The following is a 19,077-nucleotide window of genomic DNA, read 5'->3' as shown; positions in this document are numbered from 1 at the left end:
TCAAAGCCTTCTGGGTGCCAAACCCAGCCCCGTTTGCAGTGCAGACAACAAAGTTGCATCGGTGGCCAAAGAGAGTTGAGAGCAACCGTGACGAGCGCTCATCTTTTCCAGCAGCGTCGTCCGTTCGGTAAAGTGCTGCTGATAACTCTCCCGCAGCGCCAAGTCACCGCTGTCCAAACTCAACTCGCGCTCACCGTCACTCAAACGATACACACCGGCCTGCGGCAACTGCGACTCCAAACGGTCGTACAAATTGATCAGTACCAGATCGTTGTGGGTGGCCAGATTGGCCAGATGCTGCTGCGCCGCTTGATCCAGACCGCGAAAATCGCTGAGCAGAAAGATCAAACTGCCCGGTTTGGCCACCTGCCGCAGCCGAGACAAAGGCCGCTGCAAACTCAACTCCGCACCGCTCTCTCTCTGCTTTTGCTGCCACGAAGGGTGATCCAGCAGCCGACGAATCAGCGCCAGCACCGCCCGTTGGCCACGACTGGGGCGGCACTCGTGATGTACCTCCTCTGAAAAGAGCAGACCGCCCACCTGATCGCCGTGCGCCAAAGCGCTCCAAGCCAACAACGCCGCCGCTCGACTGGCCAGCACCGACTTAAACACCCCACGAGTGGCAAAAAACATCGGCGCGCGCAGATCCACCCAAAACAGCACGGGCCGCTCACGCTCCTCTTTGAACAGTTTGGTATGAGGCTTGCCCGTGCGCGCCGTCACTCGCCAATCGAGGCTGCGCACGTCATCGCCCGGTTGATAGAGACGCACCTCATCGAACTCCATGCCACGGCCTTTAAAGGCCGAACGATACTGCCCCGCCCGCTGTGCGCGTATCGAACCGGCTCGCAAGGGCAACGCCGCCGCTTGCCGTCGCAGCGCAATCAGATCCGCAGAGTCAATGCGCACCGCCGAAAAATCTTGCACCGTTACGGCACCGGCACTCGATTGATCAGATGTTGAATAAAGTCGTCGGGAGTGATGCCATCGGCTTCCGCTTCGTAATTGAGCAGCACCCGATGGCGAAGTACATCAAACAGCATCGACTGCACATCAAAGGGATCCACGTACTCCTGTCCGCGCAACCACGCATGGGCACGAGCGCAACGATCCAAGGCAATGGTGGCGCGCGGGCTGGCACCAAACTCGACCCAACGCGCCAAATCTTCGCCATAAGGTGCTGGATCACGGGTGGCCAAAATCAGCTGCACAATGTACTGCTCCAAAGCCTCCGACATGTGAATCTGCAACACTTCTTGGCGAGCGGCAAACAGATCCGTTTGACTCAATACGCTGCGGGGCTGTTTACTCGGCTGATCGCTGCGCGCTTCGTTGCGTGCCAAACGTAAAATAGCCGCCTCACTGTCGGCATCGGGATAACCCACTTTGACCTTCATCAAAAACCGATCCAGTTGCGCTTCGGGCAAAGGGTAGGTTCCCTCTTGTTCGATGGGGTTTTGCGTTGCCATAACCAAAAACAGTTCCGGCAGTTTGTAGGTTTGGCTGCCAACGCTGATTTGCCGTTCCGCCATCGCCTCCAACAGCGCCGCCTGCACTTTGGCGGGCGCACGGTTGATCTCATCCGCCAGCACCAAGTGATGAAACAACGGTCCTTTTTGAAAGACAAAGGTGCCGTCTTGTGGACGATAAATCTCCGTGCCGGTCAGATCCGCAGGCAGCAGATCGGGGGTGAACTGCAAACGCTGGAAGTCCGCCTCAATGCCCTCGCTGAGCAAATTAATGGCGCGAGTCTTGGCTAGCCCTGGCGCACCCTCCACCAGCAAGTGACCGTCGGCCAACAGAGCAATTAACAGACGATCCACCAACCGCTGTTGGCCGATAATGGATTCAGTAAGATGTTGTTTTAAAGTGAGAATCGAATCTTGTAGTGACATAAGTTTCTTACGGTGTGTGAGTTGAGGCTATTTTAGTACCTTTTAATATTCTGGCAAGTATAAGGTGAAACACTGGGCTTTAAAATCAAGCCACCCAAAGCGGTGCGCTGCCGCATAACACACCCCAACTTTAGGCAACCCAAATAAACCTACAAAGACCTAATGCCCTATTTTGGACAGCAGATCTGGATTGGTGACCAAATTTCTGACCCCATGAGCATGATCTTCATCAAACACGTTGCCTTTACACCACGCACCCACACTTGCAATGTTCACCTTAGCAACCCTAGGCCGAACGCTCCACGCCACCTGAAACGGAGAGCCCTTTTCATTGTAACCGGGGCCGGTGGTGGATCCAGCGTACTGAACAGGGCTTCCAGTGTTGCTGGGAATATTCATCGCTTGATGCAAGCCGTTCTTTTGTCCATGCTGAGTTAGACCCCCAAAATCAAGCGCATTTCTATCGTTTACCAGCACATACACTTGGGTCTCTACGCGCAACTGTGGGTTTTTGATCGCATCATCCAAACACGCCCCCAGTGTCGGGCCAGGTTTGACTTGAGCCGTTGAATGAACGTAATGAACCTCAATGGTATCACCCACGTTCAAAGCACCGTGCTTACTAGGACAGACCGCATACCCTACCGGTTTACGCTCTGAAGGACTCAAGCGACCTGAATATCGGTAACCGCTTTGAAAGCCATGACCATCGCCATTTCCAGCGTATTGGGTAAATTCTCCACCTTTGTGCTCGGCATTTTTATGGAAATGAATGTTGCACAAATTCATTTTTTTAGCCGGAGGGGAGTTATTAAAAACGCGTGAATTACGACCCGCAACCGCATCAATATCACGCGGTGACTGTGGACCGAAACCTTTGCCTTTGGTGTTTTCAGCCAGTTTGGTTCTCTGCTCAGCAATCACCTGATCCGAGGCCATTTGATGCTCATGATGAGCATTCTCCTTTGCATTCGCCTGCAACGGTAATAACGCGACGGTTGCTAATGCGAACATAACTCTGTTTTTCATCTGCTCTATTCCTGTGGTTGGTTATGGGTATTTATCATGCTAGCGCACACACTCAACTTAGCTGCACATGTTTAACAGAACCTGAAGCCCACCTCATCTGGTTCACTATGTGCTTGTGATTAAAATTCTTTACAGCATAACGAATAGCCCACAACAATTCTGAAAAAGAATCTCAGGATTTGAAACCGTTCACAGTAGACAGGAGGAGCTTCCCATAGGCTAAGCAGCCTGTTATGAGTAGAAAAAAAAGCGTAACTTACGCATTCATTCTTAAAACTGTATTTGCAAACACAAAAAAGTAGCCCAACAAAGGAGCAACACATGAATTTAGGTATTATCGGTCTCGGTCGTATGGGTGCCAACATGGCGCGTCGTCTGCGTTTAGGCAACATCCCACTGGCTGCCTTCAACCGCAGCAACGACGTGACCCAAAAACTCGCCGAAGAAAGCGGCGTAACCGCGATGAACTCCATTGAAGCACTGGTGCAGAGTCTAAGCGCCCCTCGTGTGGTCTGGCTGATGCTGCCTGCCGGTGAGACCACCCAAGAACACATCGACCTCATCACGCCGATGCTGGACAAAGGCGATGTGATTGTGGACGGTGCCAACTCCTGTTACAAAGACTCCATCAGCCGTGCCGCCGCCCTTGAAGGCACCGGCATCGACTACATCGACGCGGGTGTTTCTGGCGGCGTTTGGGGTTTGGCCAACGGCTACGCCATGATGGTCGGCGGTACAAAAGAGGCTTTTGCCAAAATCGAGGAGTACATCAAAGTGCTTGCCCCTGGGGCAGACAAAGGCTGGATGCATTGCGGCCCAGTGGGTTCTGGTCACTACACCAAAATGATCCACAACGGCATCGAATACGGCATGATGCAAGCCTTTGCCGAGGGCTTTTCACTGCTGAAAAACCGTGATGATTTTAATCTCGATCTGGCCAAAGTGGCCGAGATGTGGCGACACGGCAGCGTGGTACGCAGTTGGATGCTGGATCTGAGCGCCGAATTCCTCAACGAAGATCAAGATCTTGACGAGATCGCCCCCTTTGTGGCCGACTCCGGTGAAGGTCGCTGGACCGCCATCGAAGCCATCGAACAGGGCATCCCTTCGCCGGTAATGACCTTAGCCCTGATGGCACGTTTTGAATCCCAAGGCAAAGCCACCTACGGCAACAAAATGTTGTCTATGATGCGCAAAGGCTTTGGCGGTCACGCGGTAAAAAGTAAGGATTAATCATGGCCGATTTAGGTTTAAGCCCCTGCTATTTTGTCATTTTCGGTGCCACCGGCAATCTGGTTAGCATTAAGTTGCTGCCGAGCCTCTACCATCTGGAAGAGGCCGACAAGCTGCACCCCGATCTGCTCTTTATCGCCTACGCTCGGCGTGACTGGACAGGTCAGCAGTGGTCAGAGCACGCACTAGAGGCGCTGAAAAGCGCCTTAGGCGAGCAGTACAAAGCGGAGATCGCCGAACGATTGGTGGCGCGTTTTGAGTACCTCAAAGGCGACCTACACGACGCGGAAGGCTATCAAAAACTCAAAGAGGAGATCGCCAAGCCGCGCATGGGAGCCTGCGAAAACATTGTCTTCTATTTGGCCATCAAACCAGCGGATTTCTCCTCCGTCATCAAACACCTTGATGGGGTCGGCTTTAACAAAAAAAGCGGTCGCCATCGCATCGTGGTGGAAAAACCCTTCGGCGTGGATCTCGACAGCGCCCAGCAGCTCAACCGCCAACTGCATCGCTATTTTGATGAAGATCAGGTCTACCGCATCGACCACTACCTCGGCAAAGAGACGGTGCAAAATCTGCTCGTCTTCCGTTTTGCCAATACCCTCATCGAACCGCTCTGGAACCGCAACTACATCGACCATGTGCAGATCACCGTGGCGGAAGATCTCAACATCGGCAGCCGCGCCGGTTATTTTGATACCGCTGGCACCCTGCGCGACATGCTGCAAAATCACCTGATGCAGTTGTTAACCTTAGTCGCAATGGAACCACCAGCGACGATGGAAGCGGACGCGCTGCGCGATGAGAAGGTCAAAGTATTGCGCTCCATTCGCCCCATTCCACCGCGAGCGGTGAACAACTACGCCTTTCGAGCGCAGTACACCGCTGGCAGTTGCCACGGCAAAGCAGTTCCCAACTATCTGGACGAACCCGACGTGCCGCCGCACTCCACCACCGAGACGTTTGTGGCGGCCAAGTTCTACATCGACAACTGGCGCTGGAAAGGGGTGCCGTTTTATCTGCGCACCGGCAAGGCATTGGCAGAAAAAAGATCCATGATTGCGATCCGTTTTAAACATCCGCCGCAGCAGTTGTTCCGTGAAACGCCCATCGAACACATCGACCCTAATTGGATTCTGCTCTCCATTCAGCCCGAAGAGGGAATGCACATGGAGCTGCACGCCAAACAGCCCGGCTTGGGCATGGACACGCGCATTGTGCGGCTGGATGCCATGTACCGTGATAAAGATGAAATTGCCTTGGATGCCTACGCCAACCTCTTATTGGATGTGATCAAGGGGGACAAAAGCCTCTTTATTCGCTTTGATGAAGTGGAGTACGCATGGCAAGTGGTGGAGCCGATTTTGCGCCACTGGACGCAAGAGACCGAGTTTATTCACGGCTATCCGGCAGGCAGTTGGGGGCCAAACTCGGCAGAACGTCTGTTTGACAGCGAGGATCAAGCGTGGCGTAATAAGATCTAATTTTTCTCTGTTCAACCATTCCACCGTTCGTCACGCCATATAAAGGCTCGTCACTCCATAAAGGCTCGTCACTCCCGCGCAGGCGGGAGTCCATCCTTATTTCCTATGGATACCCGCCTTCGCGGGCATGACAGCGGCCAACTTTGAGCCTTTTCCATGTCACAAATTTTACGTCAACGTTTTCACCCCTCCACCGAACAACTGATCGAAAGCAGCGCCGAAACCATCGCCGTCACGGCTTACGAAGCCATCGCCCAACGAGGTGCATTCCACTTGGTGCTGGCCGGTGGCAACACACCGCAGGCAATCTACCAACAACTACGCCAGATCCAGACCGATTGGTCTAAATGGTTTATCTACTTTGGCGATGAACGCTGCCTGCCCATTGGCGATGCCGAGCGCAACGACCTGATGGCAGCACAGAGTTGGCTGCAACACGTTGCCATTCCCAAAACTCAGATTCATAACATTCCCGCTGAAAAAGGCGCAGAGCTCGCAGCCAAAGAGTACAGCGAGCTATTAAGTAACCTTGAAACCTTTGATCTGGTGTTGCTCGGACTGGGTGAAGATGGCCACACCGCCAGCCTATTTCCCGAACACGAGCTGGGCAGTGCCGCCGATGCGTCTGCCTGTCTGGCGGTCAGCAATGCCCCCAAACCCCCTTCGAATCGGGTCAGCCTCAGCGCCAAGCGTTTGAGCCAAACACGTCAGCTGATCTTTATTGTTTCGGGCAAAGGCAAACAGGATGCACTGCGGGCGTGGCAAGCAGGAGCAGCTATTCCAGCAGCAGCCATTGCACCTGAGTGTGGGGTGGATGTTTATATGGATATGGATGCAGCGGTTTGAACAGTGAGAGAAAACGGTAACCTCGCTTCGTTATCCTGTTTGCCACACACATTCAGGATGAGGAAAAAACATGATCTCTTTTATCTGCTCGGCTCTTGGCAACGTTTGCGCCCTTTATCAAAACTACCGCTTAACTCTCTCCGCTCCCGTCGCATTCGTTAATCTCAGCGCTCTTTTCTCGCTGTTGCACGGCGCTGTTACGGTTAATCAACTATCAATGATGATCGGGGCGGTCTTGTTGCTCTCATCACACATTATCGCCGATGTGATTATTCACTCCGGTATCAAACAACGCAGCAGTTCTATTTAATCCAACACATCAATTTTTATTAATGCGACAGAGGAGCAAAATATTCCACCCTCTGGAATCATCAAGATTTTTTAATCAGACCAACAATAAATAACAGTAAAGCAGAACCGGCAGTTGCTGTTATGATTGAGCCTATCAAACCTCCCGCTGAGATACCAAGCAAAGAAAACACAAAACCACCTAAGAACGCACCCCTCCTCTTTCGTTAAAAAAAGGAGGTCGAGGGAGACTGTTCAAAAAATATTTTCATCAAATGTTGGTTGAGTTTCTTACGTCGCCACGAAGCAATGGAAATCACCGAAGATTCGGAACTGTTCTTTGTCCTGTGATCTTCCAGCTTCAATAAATTGAGTGCCGTAAAGGAAGCATTAATATGCGCCTGTATCGCTTCAGCACAACGCGCCGGACAACTACCCTGACACAGGGGGGAGTTAGAAAAGGAAATGGGGCTGAAAATTTAGCGAGATTAAGGCACTTTGCATTGAACATGCTCAAGCAAGATAAAACCTCGAAACTTGGAATTAAAAATAAACGCCTTAAAGCGGGGTGGAGCAATGACTATTTGTTACAACTTATTGGCATTCAATTGTAATTTCATAGTGCAATTGCCCTGCCCGGTTCAGGCGCTTGCTGGACGGCGTGCAGCGGCGTGGCTTAAAAATTTCGACTTAATGTGCTTTTTGATTTGAGTGGAAAATTATTAGGATTTTCAATCATCTCTTCACTGACATCTACGTCAATTTCAGGCCAATAAAAATGACCTGGAGATTGCTCCTCAACATTTATAATTGATTTCACAATTTGATTTTTAAACCAAGGAAAGTCGTCATAGGATAAAAAATGCTCTTTCTCATGTGCTAAAAGCCAAATGCCATGAGTGGAAATATTTGTTACCTCAACAGTTAAAATGCTGTTCCCATGCGCTAATAAGCTCATTGTAATGTACCTCCACGAGTGATTCGATTTCTTTCAACTGTTTTCGAGAATAACTGTAATTCTTTGATAATTCAATTTCAGGTTTTAACCAAAATTTCGCTTCTCCGTCACCTGATACAACATGCACATGAATTCGCTCTTCCTCTCGGGAGAAAAAGAAAAACCTGTAACCTTTTTCTCTAAATACTGTTGGACTCATATTTTTTCCTACACATAACGATTCTACAGATAACCGGCGCTCCGTTGAAAATTTATTTTCATAAGGTTCGTCCGGTTCAGGCGCTTGATGGACTGCGCGCAGCGACGGCCAGAAAGGGGATGGACATCCGAAGAACCGATGCAGTAGGCGCGGAGCGCCTGCTGCATCTCTGCAATAAACGGCCACTGGCCGTTTATTTAGTGAACACGGCCAATTCTTAAAGTCTTTCTATCTCGTTAAAAACCAACCGCTTGCACGAAAAATAGAACAATATTGACAAAAAAAGTACGGCCACAGGCCGTTTATCAAATCTGGCAGACATTCAAATTGAGACCTTTGCGCGATAAGCCTAACCTTGAGACTTAACGCTGAAACCAACCTTTTAATCTTAATATTCTTCACTTTTGCTTAAACCCAGTGAAATCATCTAAAAACAGGGCGTTTTGTACCCTATTTCCATTTTTTAGACGCAACTCGATTGTCTCACAGACAAACCTCGCTTGATGTTGTGCGCCACGCACATCAACTCAAAGCGAGTCCGATTGCGGCTCAACCCCTCCGTGCTGAGTTAACGTGCCAAAATCAAGGGCATTTTTATCATTAACCAGCACATAAACCTGCGTTTCCACTCGCAACTGAGGGTTTTTGATCGCCTCACTCAAACATGAACCCAATGTCGGACCTGGCTTAATTTGAGCGGTTGAATGCACATAGTGAACTTCAATCGTATCACCAGCACTTAATGCACCGTGCTTGCTTGGACAAACATCATGCCCTGTTGATTTAAGTTCTGATGCGTTCAATTTACCAGAATATTCATATCCTCCTTGATAGCCATGCCCATCTCCATTGCCTGCATATTGAGCAAACTCGCCGCCCTTATGTTCCGCATTTTTATGCAAATGAATATTACACAGGTTCATCGCTGTGGAAGCCGGAGCCGGATTAAACGCCCTCGTGTTACGCCCTGCGCTTGAATCAATATCACGAGGCGATTGAGGACCGAAACCTTTGTCTTTTGTGTTCTCTGCCAGCTCTGCTCTCTGCTCAGATACAACCGTATCCGACACTGAGCCATGAGTATCATGGCCATGCCCTGCGGCATTAACGAGCATCGGTAGTAATGCCGAAGTTGCTAAACGAGGTGAATTCTCTTTTTCATTCTTTAAAATCCCTAGCTGGGTAGTGATGAATAAATTTTCTATAGTAGAAAAATTACCACTATGAATAATACGGTACTTGAACCTGTTATCAACCTACTTTCTTCCTCAGAGATTGCTACAATGCCCGCCACATCAGATTAGCCGCCCCTCGGCAGGAAGCAAACACATGTCAAAACAGTCTGGTCTCCGGTGGACTTAACTCCATGCTCGCCAGCCAAGTCATCAAGACGAGAAAAACCCCCAAGAGCAACAACGCCCTCTGGGTCGCCGAACAGGGGCGAACGGCCATGATTTCTCTACAAGCCGTTGATGCTGAGTTTGTCGGTTCGGGCAGTGATTGGCCAAAGATCCTGCAAGCACTGCATGAAATGCAGTTGGTCAGTTGGGAAGATGTCTGTCACACCGATTTTTTGTGGAATTTTGGTCGATTGATCAACAACACCGACATGCACTTGGGTAATTTGAGCCTCGGTATCAAGGGCAAAGGTTTTAAACTGCTGCCCATTTACGACATGTGTTCTATGGGCTTTGCTCCCAAAAGTGGCGCTGAACTCTCGCCCTATCGTTTTTCACCACCGGAGATTCCGGCATTGAATTTAGACAACAAAACCATCTTAAGCGTTAAAAAGACAGCTCGTGATTTTTGGCAAAGGGTTGTGGGTGATGAACGAATTTCAACCGCTTTCCGAAACTGCATTGAAATTTCAGCGGGGTATTGAATCAAGCATCAGCGGTATGTGCTTTGCGTAGTGCCTGAAGTCTTCATCAACGGTATAAATTTTGAATTTTTTACGCATGGCAACAGCACAGATCAAAAAATCTGTATGCGAACCTTGAACGCCTTTCGAGCGGCAAAGATTTGAATATTCCGCCAAAGACCAAATGCAGGTATCCACCAGCACACCTCTCATTTACAGCCTTGCTTGTAGTCATAGTCTGAATCTTGGGGCAGACGACCAAAAAACTGCATTATCTCGCGCTGCTTTCGACGCTGCACAAATTCCGTAAGAGCCTGATTTACAGTGTCTTTTTTTGTTTTTAGCCCGCCAACAATTAAAGCCTCGTCGTAACTACTCAGCCATATAACTTATTGATTTTTAATGAAAAAATATACCTTTATTGGGTGTTTTTGACCAACAAACGGCATTTTCACCATTTTGAAAAAAATCATATTGTTTATTATCAATGAGTTACGTTATCCAAGTGGGCTGAGTAGTTACGCCTCGTCAAGCAAACTTACATCAATAGAAAGGTTTGTAGCCATTATTACACCCCTGCTCACACATCTATACACAATGTAGCACACAAGAAATACTCCTCTTCCGTTGAAAAAAGGAGATTCGTTTATTGAGAGTTATTGGAAGTGGCTGGACTGCCTGAAATTGCGGAGCTGTCGGTCAATCTAAGCAATGAAATCAACAACAACCCAGCAGATCGACTCATAGCCGCCATCTCGATTCTAAACAACACGCCAATTATTGCTGAGGATCAAAACCTGAAAAGTGCAGAGATGGTCAAAACTATCTGGTAAAGCCAAAATATCATGAGTAACTGATGTTACTTTCCTACAGTTAAAGGCTCTAAAAATCACTCGAAGCCCATCGCTTTATCAAAAAATTTACATTGGTACAGATGCCTTTTACAACTGTTGTTATTGACAAACAACCATAGTATCATTCCCCACGATTTATACTGTGCTTTGCTCAAGCGAGCACTACGGTAGGGCAATTGCACTATGATCATGACCAGATAGCGACATAATGGCGTGTTTTAGCAACATTTAGCGTTTTTCTTGGTTCTAAGAAATTCAGAAGTTAGCTTTTGGATTTCAGGAAAAACTGTCGAACACCTAAATATGCTTGTATATCAGCATATTTAGGTGGGTTGTACGTAGTACAATCGCCCTAAGCACTACGGGAAGGGTAGGAAAATAATGAATAACAATTATACATTTGTAATACTAACCAGTTTGGGAATTTTATCTGGCTGTGATCAAGCTATTCAAGATATTGCCAATGCCGATCAAAATGTGACTGAAACCCCATCAATTTCAGTCATTTGTGAAGATTTACAGATAATAAACGAAGATCAATATGCCTCTTGTTCTTTTGATGTGTTGAATGAAGCCCCCCTAAAAGTAGAAGCTGAACTTGTCAGAGGTGTTGCAGTTGAAGTCTATTTTTTAACAGATGCATCATGGCAAGTATGGTACACCAGAGCAGCTCTGGGTCAGCACACGAGTGCCTCAATGCCTTTTTATCAAGAATTTAGTCAAGCACCCTTGGTTACTAATTTCGACTCTGGATGGTACCGGTTACAAGCAGGAACTTATCATTTAGTGATAGAAAATACGGATTTTGGAAATACACTTCCACCTTATAACTTTGTAAATGATCCTGCAACGGTAAAATATAAGGTTAGTATTCAATCGCAATAATTTGGTATTCAGACAGCAAAAATAAAGAATACCCCTTCCAGAAAAGAGAGAAATACTCCATAAATCTGGCAATAAGTTCCAGATGATACATCACATAAAATAACATTCTCCCTCCCGTTCTGTTTTTCATCATAGCTAAAGATAAGGATTCAGCAACACTACACGCCCACCCCAAGAGCTTGTTACAATGCCCGCCACATCAGATTAGCCGCCCCTCGGCAGGAAGCAAACATATGTCAAAACAATACAAAGCCGTCTCACTGGTCTCCGGTGGACTCGATTCCATGCTCGCCAGCCAAGTTATAATGGATCAGGGCATTCATGTGGAGGGGATCAACTTTTTCACCGGCTTCTGCGTCGAAGGCCACACCCACGCCATCCGCAAGCAAGACGATAAAAAACCCAAACGCAACAACGCCCTCTGGGTCGCCGAACAGCTCGGCATGAAGCTGCACATTATCGATGTGATCGAAGAATACAAAGACGTGCTCATCAACCCCAAATACGGCTACGGGGCCAACATGAACCCCTGCCTAGACTGCAAAATTTTCATGGTCAAAAAAGCCCATGAATGGATCAAAGAGAACGACTTCGACTTCATCATCACCGGCGAAGTGATCGGACAACGCCCCATGTCGCAGCGCAAACAGACCATGCCCATCATCGCCCACCAATCGGGAGCCGACGAACTGCTGCTGCGCCCCCTGAGCGCCAAAAATCTGCCCGAAACTTTGCCCGAACGGGAAGGTTGGGTGGACCGTGAGCAACTGTTCGATTTTTCTGGGCGCTCACGCAAACCGCAAATCGCCTTAGCCAACGAACTGGGCATCGACGACTACGCCCAACCGGCGGGCGGTTGCTGTTTTCTCACCGATGCCAGCTACTCCAACAAACTGGTGGATCTGTGGCAAAACCGCAACGACAAAAATTACGAGATGGACGACATCATGCTGCTCAAAGTTGGCCGCCACATTCGTCCCAACGCCCGCTTCAAATTGATCATCGCCCGTGAAGAGGGCGAATGCCGTTTTATGGAAGGTTATCGTAAAGAGTTTGACCACCTGCATTGCACCAGCCACACCGGCCCAATGGCCTTAATTGATGGCAAACCCAACAGCGAAGACCTCCAGCTGGCGGCGCGCATCTTGGCGCGTTTTGGCAAAGGCCGCAGCGAAGAACAGGTCGATGTGGAGCTGGGACTGAAAAACGGCGTGAAACGCCAATACAGCATCAAACCATTGGGCAGCGACGACATTCCCAAGGAGTGGTACCTGTGAGCCACATTGACCTCGATGCCCGCCGCCTGCTCTGCCCCATGCCGGTGATTCGTCTGCAAGACCAAATCAAAAATCTGCAAACGGGCGACACCGTTACCGTCATCTGCACCGATCCGGGAGTAATGAACGACATCCCCGCTTGGAGTCGCATCAACGGTCACAATGTCATCGACAGCCACGAAGAAGAATATTTGTATCAACTCACCATCCAAGTGGGTGCAACACCGTAACCACAAGGCGCTCGCCATGAACACCTACAGCGCAACCGAACGCTACCAACAGAGCCGCACCGCCACCTTAGTCGGCGTAGTGCTCAATCTGCTGCTGGCGGCAGTAAAGATCGTCGTCGGTCTGCTCGGCCACTCCTACTCGCTGGTGGCCGACGGCATTCACTCACTGGCCGACCTGATCAGTGACGGCGTGGTGCTGTTTGCCGCCAAACACGCCTCCAAGGAAGCCGATGCCGAACACCCCTACGGCCACGCTCGTTTCGAGACCATCGCCACCGTAATTCTCGGCCTATTTCTGCTCGCCGTCGCCATTGGTCTCGCTTACGATGCCGCCTTACGTCTAAGCACACCACAAACCCTCACCACTCCTGAAATCATCACCCTCTACATCGCCGCGCTCTCGGTGATCAGCAAAGAGTGGCTGTTTCGTTACACCCAAAAAGTCGCCCTGCGCATTCGCTCCAAACTGCTGGAGGCCAACGCTTGGCACCATCGCTCCGATGCCATCTCCTCCATTGTGGTGCTGATCGGCATCGGCGGCTCCCTACTCGGTTTTGCCAGCTTGGATGCCATCGCCGCCATTTTGGTCGCCCTGATGATCGCCAAAATTGGCTGGGATCTCGGTTGGCAGAGCCTGCAAGAATTGACCGATGCGGGGCTGGAACCGGAAACCTTAGATCAAATTCGCACGCTGATCACCCAAGTTGATGGGGTGCAAAGTCTGCACATGCTGCGCACGCGGCGCATGGCCGCCAACGCTCTGGCCGACGTTCACATCCAAGTGGAGTCCAAGCTGAGTGTTTCCGAAGGCCACCGCATCAGCGACGAAGTGCGTTTGCGCCTGATCGCAGAGGTGGAAGAGTTGAGTGATGTGGTGGTACACATTGATCCCGAAGACGACGAAATCGAACCCAGTTCCGCTCATCTGCCGCTGCGCTCTGACTTATTGGCCGAGCTGCAACCGCACTTTGATGCCGTGCCTACCGCGCAGCAGATCAAGCACATTCGACTGCATTATCTGCACGGTCAGATCCATTTAGAGATCGTTCTTTCTGCACTTGAGAGTTGCAATCCACCTGAGATTGAGGCTATAAAGCAGGCTGCTCAGAAAGTAATGAGCGTTGGCGCTGTGGAAATCTTCCAACAGCTTGCATCAAATTAGTGCAAAATTGCACCACCCATGAAACAAGGTAGTGCATTAGCCCTTCAAGATGAAGCCAACACCCTGATTTTAAAATTGTTTTTTTATTGGTACATTAATTGCTGAAACCTGAAAATCGGCTCTCCCCGTGACTCAGGCTCAGCCGCACACTTTCTTCCCTTTAAGGAGTACTCCATGTCTGCAAGTGAGATCTTGAAACAAATTGAACAAGATGGCGTTAAATTCGTCGATTTTCGTTTTACCGATACCCACGGCAAAGAGCAGCACGTCACTGTGCCCACTCACTGCATTGATGAAGACAGCTTAGCAAACGGCCAGATGTTTGATGGTTCTTCCATCGCCGGTTGGAAAAAAATCAACGAATCCGACATGATTCTGATGCCCGACCTCGCCACTGCCGTCATGGATCCTTTCACCGACGAGCCCACCATGAACCTGCGCTGCAACATCGTCGAGCCTGCCACTCACGAAGGCTACGAACGCGACCCTCGTTCACTGGCAAAACGCGCTGAAGCCTACCTGATCGAAACCGGCATCGCCGACACCGCTTATTTCGGTCCTGAAAATGAATTTTTCGTCTTTGACGACGTGCGTTGGGGCAGCGATCTGAGTGGCAGTTTTTGCAAAATTGATTCCGACGAAGCCAGCTGGAACACCGCGAAAAAATACGAAGACGGTAACATGGGCCATCGCCCAGGGGTGAAAGGCGGTTATTTCCCCGTGCCTCCCGTTGATTCCCTGCACGACCTGCGGGGCGCGATGTGCGACACCCTCGACGAAATGGGTCTGAAAGTGGAAGTGCATCACCACGAAGTGGCCACAGCCGGTCAATGTGAAATCGGTGTCGCTTTCAACACCTTGGTGAAAAAAGCCGACGAAGTGCAAATCCTCAAATACGTGGTACACAACGTCTCTCACGCTTACGGTAAAACCTCAACCTTTATGCCCAAACCGATTGTTGGTGACAACGGCAACGGCATGCACATCAATATGTCACTCTCCAAAGACGGCGAAAACCTCTTTGCTGGCGACCTGTATGGCAAATTGTCTGAAACCGCGTTGTACTACATCGGCGGCATCATTAAACATTCACGCGCACTGAACGCCTTTGCTAACGCGTCAACCAACTCCTACAAACGTCTGGTACCTGGTTTCGAAGCGCCTGTGTTGCTGACCTACTCGGCCTGCAACCGCTCCGGTTCCATCCGCATTCCTTACTCCGTCAGCCCCAAAGGCCGTCGCGTTGAAGTGCGTTACCCTGACTCCACCGCCAACCCTTACTTGGCTTTCTCTGCCATGCTGATGGCCGGCCTTGATGGGATCAAAAACAAAATCCATCCTGGTGATGCCACCGACGTGGATCTCTATGACCTCTCCGCTGAAGAAGAAGCCAAACTCTCTCAGGTGGCGCTCTCCTTTGATGAAGCTCTGGCTGCTCTGAACGAAGACCGTGACTTCCTCACCGCCGGTGGTGTTTTCACCGACGACATGATCGACGCTTACATCGCACTGAAAAACGAAGAAGTACAACGCCTGCGCATGTCCACCCACCCAGTGGAATTTGATATGTACTACAGCGTCTAACCTTTTCGGTTGTGCTGGATTAAAAACGCCGCCCTCGGGGGGCGTTTTTTTGTTTGCGATTCCAAAAAACAGCGTTTATTCTAAGCTCATGAAAACTCATCTCACTCTGCTGCTCTTGCTGCTCAGCTTCAACGGCCAAGCGGCTCTGTATAAATCCATTGATGCCAATGGCCAAGTCACCTACAGCGACCGACCGAGCCTGAAAACCGATAAACCCCTGCTGCTGCCAAGCCAAAACATCATGCAAAGCATCAACAGCAAAACGCCAAACGAAGCAGACAAAACAGACAAAACAGACACCAGCAGCCAAAACAAAAACTACCAAAGCCTACAGATTCTCAGCCCAAAAAATGACAGCACCCTGCGCAGCAATAACGGCGAAATCAGCCTGATCCTGCAACTCGAACCCAAACTGCAAACGCAGCATCAAATTCGAATTTTGCTTGATGGCAAAGAGGTCAAACTTAGCCACTCACTGATCACCGCCGTGCCAAATGTCTCCCGTGGCCAACACAGTCTCAGCGCCCAAGTGATTGATGCCGATCAACACATCCTTATAAGCAGCCCAGCGCACACCCTTCATCTACAGCGTCATTCCAAACTTTTCTAACGCACCTCATTAGTGCAAACGTGCTATAACTGTGCCTATCAACAATCCATAACAGCCAATCCCCAGCGCACTAAAGACATATAACACCATGTTTTAAAACATAATAAACTTATTTTTAGCTTAAAAAAATCATCTGGTTTAATTTTTGCTCTGACTCCAATCATGAACGATTACAGTACCAATCAGCTCTGCGACCCAGAGACCATGCTCGACAACATTGCCACCGCTGTGCTGGTACTAAATGAAGAGCTGGAAGTCGCCTGCCTCAACCCCGCAGCTGAAAATCTCTTCTTTATTAGCGAACGCAAAGCCGTCGGCCAACCACTACAGCACCTCATTAGCACTCCGGATACGCTGATACAACGCCTGCAAGCGGCTCTGAAAAGCGATCATCCCTACACCGACCGCAGTGTTTCCATTCAACTCGGCAATGGCCGCAAAGCAACGATCAACTACACCGCCACCCCGTACCGAGCCGACAATGGCCTCACCTATCTGCTGATGGAGCTGTCTCGTATTGATCTGCAAATTCGCATCGCCAATGAAGAGACTCTGCTGGCTCAGCAACAGGCCAGCGCCATCTTAGTGCGCGGTTTGGCTCACGAAATCAAAAACCCTCTTGGTGGCCTACGCGGTGCAGCGCAACTTTTAGAACGTGAACTGCCCAGCCGCGAACTGCGCGAATACACCCAAATCATCATTGGTGAAGCGGATCGACTGCAAAACCTGATGGATCGCATGTTGGGACCACACAAACGCCCCAACATGGAAACCATCAATATCCATGAAATTACAGAACGGGTACGCCAGTTGATGCAAGCCGATCATGAACAGTACCCCAAAATTCAGATCAAAACCGACTACGACCCCAGCATCCCCCCCCTGCTGGCCGATCGAGACCGACTCATCCAAGCGCTGCTCAACATTGGCAATAACGCCATGCAGGCCATTGGCAGAGAAACGGGCAATATCAGCATCACCACCCGCACCTTGCGCCGTTTCACCATCGGTCAAGCCTGCCATCGATTGGTAGTACAGGTGCAAATCCGTGATGACGGCCCCGGTGTGCCAGAAAAGATGCTGCCCAATATTTTTTACCCCATGATCACTGGCCGCTCCGATGGCAGCGGTTTAGGCCTCTCCATAGCTCAATCACTGGTCAATCTGCACCACGGTTTAATCGAGTGCCACAGCCAACCTGGCAACACCGTATTCAGCATTCTACTGCCCTTGGAGACAGAGCATGAGTAACGAACTAATCTGGATTATTGATGACGACCCTTCCATTCGCTGGGTTTTGGAACGCGCGCTACAACAAGCAGACATGGACGTACGCAGTTTTATCAGTGCCGACCAAGCTCTAAAAGCACTGCCCGACAGCAGCCCTAAGGCCATTATTAGCGACATTCGAATGCCCGGCATGGATGGCCTTAGCTTTCTCGACTACATGAAAAGAGAGCAACCCGACACCCCCGTTATCATCATGACCGCCCACTCCGATCTGGACAGCGCCGTCTCTTCCTACGAAGGCGGTGCATTTGAGTACCTACCCAAACCCTTTGACATTGACGAAGTAGTCACCGTCGCTCAACGCGCATGCAAAGCCAACCAGAGCCACGACAAAACAGCAACAACAGAGGATGTGCATCCCAGCGGCATCATTGGAGTTGCTCCCGCCATGCAAGAGGTCTTTCGAGCCATTGGCCGTCTCTCACGCTCCAACATCACCGTTTTAATTAACGGTGAATCGGGCAGCGGCAAAGAACTCATCGCTCACGCTCTGCACCGTCACAGCCCCCGTGCAACCCAACCTTTTATCGCCCTAAACATGGCCGCCATTCCTCATGACCTACTCGAATCAGAACTCTTTGGCCACGAAAAAGGCGCGTTTACTGGCGCACAGCAACTGCGTTTGGGGCGTTTTGAACAAGCCAACGGCGGCACCCTGTTTCTGGATGAAATTGGCGACATGCCCGCCGAATTACAGACCCGCCTGCTGCGGGTACTCTCCGATGCGCGGTTTTATCGGATTGGGGGTCACAAAGCGATCAAGGTGGATGTGCGCATTGTTGCCGCCACCCATCAAAATTTGGAGAGCTTGGTCAAAGAAGGGCGTTTTCGAGAAGATCTGTTTCACCGCCTAAATGTGATCCGTATTCATAGCCCTGCCCTGCGTGAACGGCGTGAAGACATTCCACTCTTACTGAACCACTTTCTCAACAGCGCCGCTCTCGAACTGAAAGTGGATGCCAAAATCCCGTTGCCCGAAGTAGAACAGTTTCTCTCTCAACAAGCTTGGCCTGGCAATGTACGTCAACTGGAAAACATGTGCCGCTGGCTCACCGTAATGGCAACCGGCAACGAAATTCACCTACAAGATCTGCCCAATGAACTGCAACAAGAAACAGCGCCACAGGAAAACGACACAACGCATGAACATTGGCAACACGCACTGCAACAGTGGGCGGAAAAGAGTCTCAACCAAGGCGGTGTTGATCTGCTCTCGCAAACGCTGCCCATCGTTGAGCGCATTCTGATCGAAACAACCCTGAAAAAAAACCCACGGTCACCGCCAAGAAGCAGCGCAACTGCTCGGCTGGGGACGCAACACCTTGACCCGCAAAATCAAAGAGCTGGGCATCGCTTAAAATCCCACAAAACACCGCAAAAGAGGTAGCATAA

Annotated in this window: 20 protein-coding genes and 3 pseudogenes; 15 read left to right on the top strand and 8 right to left on the bottom strand. The window is 50.0% G+C overall.

From position 1 onward, the window contains the following. From Q9O24_12220 to Q9O24_12210, 3 genes are all read right to left on the bottom strand, one after another. The gene (locus Q9O24_12220) at positions 1-927 is read right to left on the bottom strand and encodes a DUF58 domain-containing protein (GenBank protein ID MDQ7075882.1); all 927 of its coding nucleotides are present in this window, start codon (positions 925-927) and stop codon (positions 1-3) included. A 2-nt stretch (positions 928-929) separates the two neighbouring features. Continuing rightward, on the bottom strand, positions 930-1,895 hold the full coding sequence (locus Q9O24_12215; protein MDQ7075881.1) for a MoxR family ATPase: 966 nt from the start codon (positions 1,893-1,895) through the stop codon (positions 930-932). Positions 1,896-2,054: 159 nt separating this feature from the next. Continuing rightward, the gene (locus Q9O24_12210; GenBank protein MDQ7075880.1) at positions 2,055-2,924 is read right to left on the bottom strand and encodes a delta-class carbonic anhydrase; all 870 of its coding nucleotides are present in this window, start codon (positions 2,922-2,924) and stop codon (positions 2,055-2,057) included. A gap of 282 nt (positions 2,925-3,206) precedes the next feature. Between Q9O24_12210 and gnd the strand changes: the two genes are divergently transcribed. The 4 genes from gnd to Q9O24_12190 all read left to right on the top strand — a co-directional run bounded on the left by gnd (position 3,207) and on the right by Q9O24_12190 (position 6,797). Then, positions 3,207-4,157 (top strand): decarboxylating 6-phosphogluconate dehydrogenase, encoded by a 951-nt coding sequence (gene gnd / locus Q9O24_12205; GenBank protein MDQ7075879.1) that lies wholly within the window; start codon positions 3,207-3,209, stop codon positions 4,155-4,157. Positions 4,158-4,159: 2 nt separating this feature from the next. Beyond that, the gene (gene zwf / locus Q9O24_12200; protein ID MDQ7075878.1) at positions 4,160-5,641 is read left to right on the top strand and encodes a glucose-6-phosphate dehydrogenase; all 1,482 of its coding nucleotides are present in this window, start codon (positions 4,160-4,162) and stop codon (positions 5,639-5,641) included. Between the two features lie 156 nt (positions 5,642-5,797). Continuing rightward, the gene (pgl, locus tag Q9O24_12195; GenBank protein MDQ7075877.1) at positions 5,798-6,487 is read left to right on the top strand and encodes a 6-phosphogluconolactonase; all 690 of its coding nucleotides are present in this window, start codon (positions 5,798-5,800) and stop codon (positions 6,485-6,487) included. A gap of 70 nt (positions 6,488-6,557) precedes the next feature. Then, positions 6,558-6,797, top strand: a complete 240-nt coding sequence (locus tag Q9O24_12190; GenBank protein ID MDQ7075876.1) for a hypothetical protein — start codon at positions 6,558-6,560, stop codon at positions 6,795-6,797. Between the two features lie 61 nt (positions 6,798-6,858). On the opposite strand, the pseudogene Q9O24_12185 reads toward Q9O24_12190, so the two are convergent. Next, positions 6,859-6,990: pseudogene (locus tag Q9O24_12185) on the bottom strand (GlsB/YeaQ/YmgE family stress response membrane protein). A 237-nt stretch (positions 6,991-7,227) separates the two neighbouring features. Between Q9O24_12185 and Q9O24_12180 the strand changes: the two are divergent. Then, positions 7,228-7,389, top strand: a pseudogene (locus Q9O24_12180) (ISAs1 family transposase). Positions 7,390-7,451: 62 nt separating this feature from the next. Here Q9O24_12180 and Q9O24_12175 read toward each other — a convergent pair. The 3 genes and pseudogenes from Q9O24_12175 to Q9O24_12165 all read right to left on the bottom strand — a co-directional run bounded on the left by Q9O24_12175 (position 7,452) and on the right by Q9O24_12165 (position 9,047). Beyond that, a complete protein-coding gene (locus Q9O24_12175) occupies positions 7,452-7,733 on the bottom strand; it encodes a DUF2442 domain-containing protein (GenBank protein ID MDQ7075875.1) in 282 nt (93 codons plus the stop codon). After that, positions 7,693-7,932, bottom strand: a complete 240-nt coding sequence (locus tag Q9O24_12170) for a DUF4160 domain-containing protein (protein ID MDQ7075874.1) — start codon at positions 7,930-7,932, stop codon at positions 7,693-7,695. Before Q9O24_12170 ends, Q9O24_12175 begins: the two co-directional genes overlap by 41 nt. 560 nt (positions 7,933-8,492) lie before the next feature. After that, positions 8,493-9,047: pseudogene (locus tag Q9O24_12165) on the bottom strand (delta-class carbonic anhydrase). Between the two features lie 251 nt (positions 9,048-9,298). Here Q9O24_12165 and Q9O24_12160 point away from each other — a divergent pair. Next, a complete protein-coding gene (locus Q9O24_12160; GenBank protein ID MDQ7075873.1) occupies positions 9,299-9,814 on the top strand; it encodes a hypothetical protein in 516 nt (171 codons plus the stop codon). A gap of 188 nt (positions 9,815-10,002) precedes the next feature. Here the strand turns inward: Q9O24_12160 and Q9O24_12155 are convergent, their stop codons facing one another. Then, positions 10,003-10,179 (bottom strand): type II toxin-antitoxin system VapB family antitoxin, encoded by a 177-nt coding sequence (locus Q9O24_12155; GenBank protein MDQ7075872.1) that lies wholly within the window; start codon positions 10,177-10,179, stop codon positions 10,003-10,005. A 279-nt stretch (positions 10,180-10,458) separates the two neighbouring features. Between Q9O24_12155 and Q9O24_12150 the strand changes: the two genes are divergently transcribed. The 9 genes from Q9O24_12150 (at position 10,459) to ntrC (ending at position 19,072) form a co-directional block, all read left to right on the top strand. After that, positions 10,459-10,626, top strand: coding sequence for a hypothetical protein (locus Q9O24_12150; protein MDQ7075871.1), 168 nt, complete (start codon positions 10,459-10,461; stop codon positions 10,624-10,626). Positions 10,627-11,028: 402 nt separating this feature from the next. After that, entirely contained in the window at positions 11,029-11,532 is a 504-nt protein-coding gene (locus tag Q9O24_12145; protein MDQ7075870.1) for a hypothetical protein, read from the top strand. 233 nt (positions 11,533-11,765) lie between these two features. After that, complete coding sequence (locus tag Q9O24_12140) at positions 11,766-12,809, top strand: tRNA (5-methylaminomethyl-2-thiouridylate)-methyltransferase (protein MDQ7075869.1); 1,044 nt, start codon at positions 11,766-11,768, stop codon at positions 12,807-12,809. Beyond that, positions 12,806-13,039, top strand: a complete 234-nt coding sequence (locus Q9O24_12135; protein ID MDQ7075868.1) for a sulfurtransferase TusA family protein — start codon at positions 12,806-12,808, stop codon at positions 13,037-13,039. Before Q9O24_12140 ends, Q9O24_12135 begins: the two co-directional genes overlap by 4 nt. A gap of 16 nt (positions 13,040-13,055) precedes the next feature. Further along, positions 13,056-14,201, top strand: a complete 1,146-nt coding sequence (locus tag Q9O24_12130; GenBank protein MDQ7075867.1) for a cation diffusion facilitator family transporter — start codon at positions 13,056-13,058, stop codon at positions 14,199-14,201. Between the two features lie 174 nt (positions 14,202-14,375). Then, complete coding sequence (gene glnA / locus Q9O24_12125) at positions 14,376-15,785, top strand: type I glutamate--ammonia ligase (protein ID MDQ7075866.1); 1,410 nt, start codon at positions 14,376-14,378, stop codon at positions 15,783-15,785. A gap of 88 nt (positions 15,786-15,873) precedes the next feature. Continuing rightward, on the top strand, positions 15,874-16,395 hold the full coding sequence (locus tag Q9O24_12120) for a DUF4124 domain-containing protein (GenBank protein MDQ7075865.1): 522 nt from the start codon (positions 15,874-15,876) through the stop codon (positions 16,393-16,395). A gap of 162 nt (positions 16,396-16,557) precedes the next feature. Beyond that, positions 16,558-17,646, top strand: a complete 1,089-nt coding sequence (gene glnL, locus Q9O24_12115; protein ID MDQ7075864.1) for a nitrogen regulation protein NR(II) — start codon at positions 16,558-16,560, stop codon at positions 17,644-17,646. Next, complete coding sequence (gene ntrC / locus Q9O24_12110; protein ID MDQ7075863.1) at positions 17,639-19,072, top strand: nitrogen regulation protein NR(I); 1,434 nt, start codon at positions 17,639-17,641, stop codon at positions 19,070-19,072. The genes glnL and ntrC overlap by 8 nt, the downstream gene beginning before the upstream one ends. Positions 19,073-19,077 lie beyond the last annotated feature (5 nt).

The sequence above is a fragment of the Gammaproteobacteria bacterium genome (assembly GCA_030949385.1).
GTDB lineage: Bacteria > Pseudomonadota > Gammaproteobacteria > JAUZRS01 > JAUZRS01 > JAUZRS01.
This window is presented reverse-complemented; position numbering and strand designations above follow the sequence as displayed.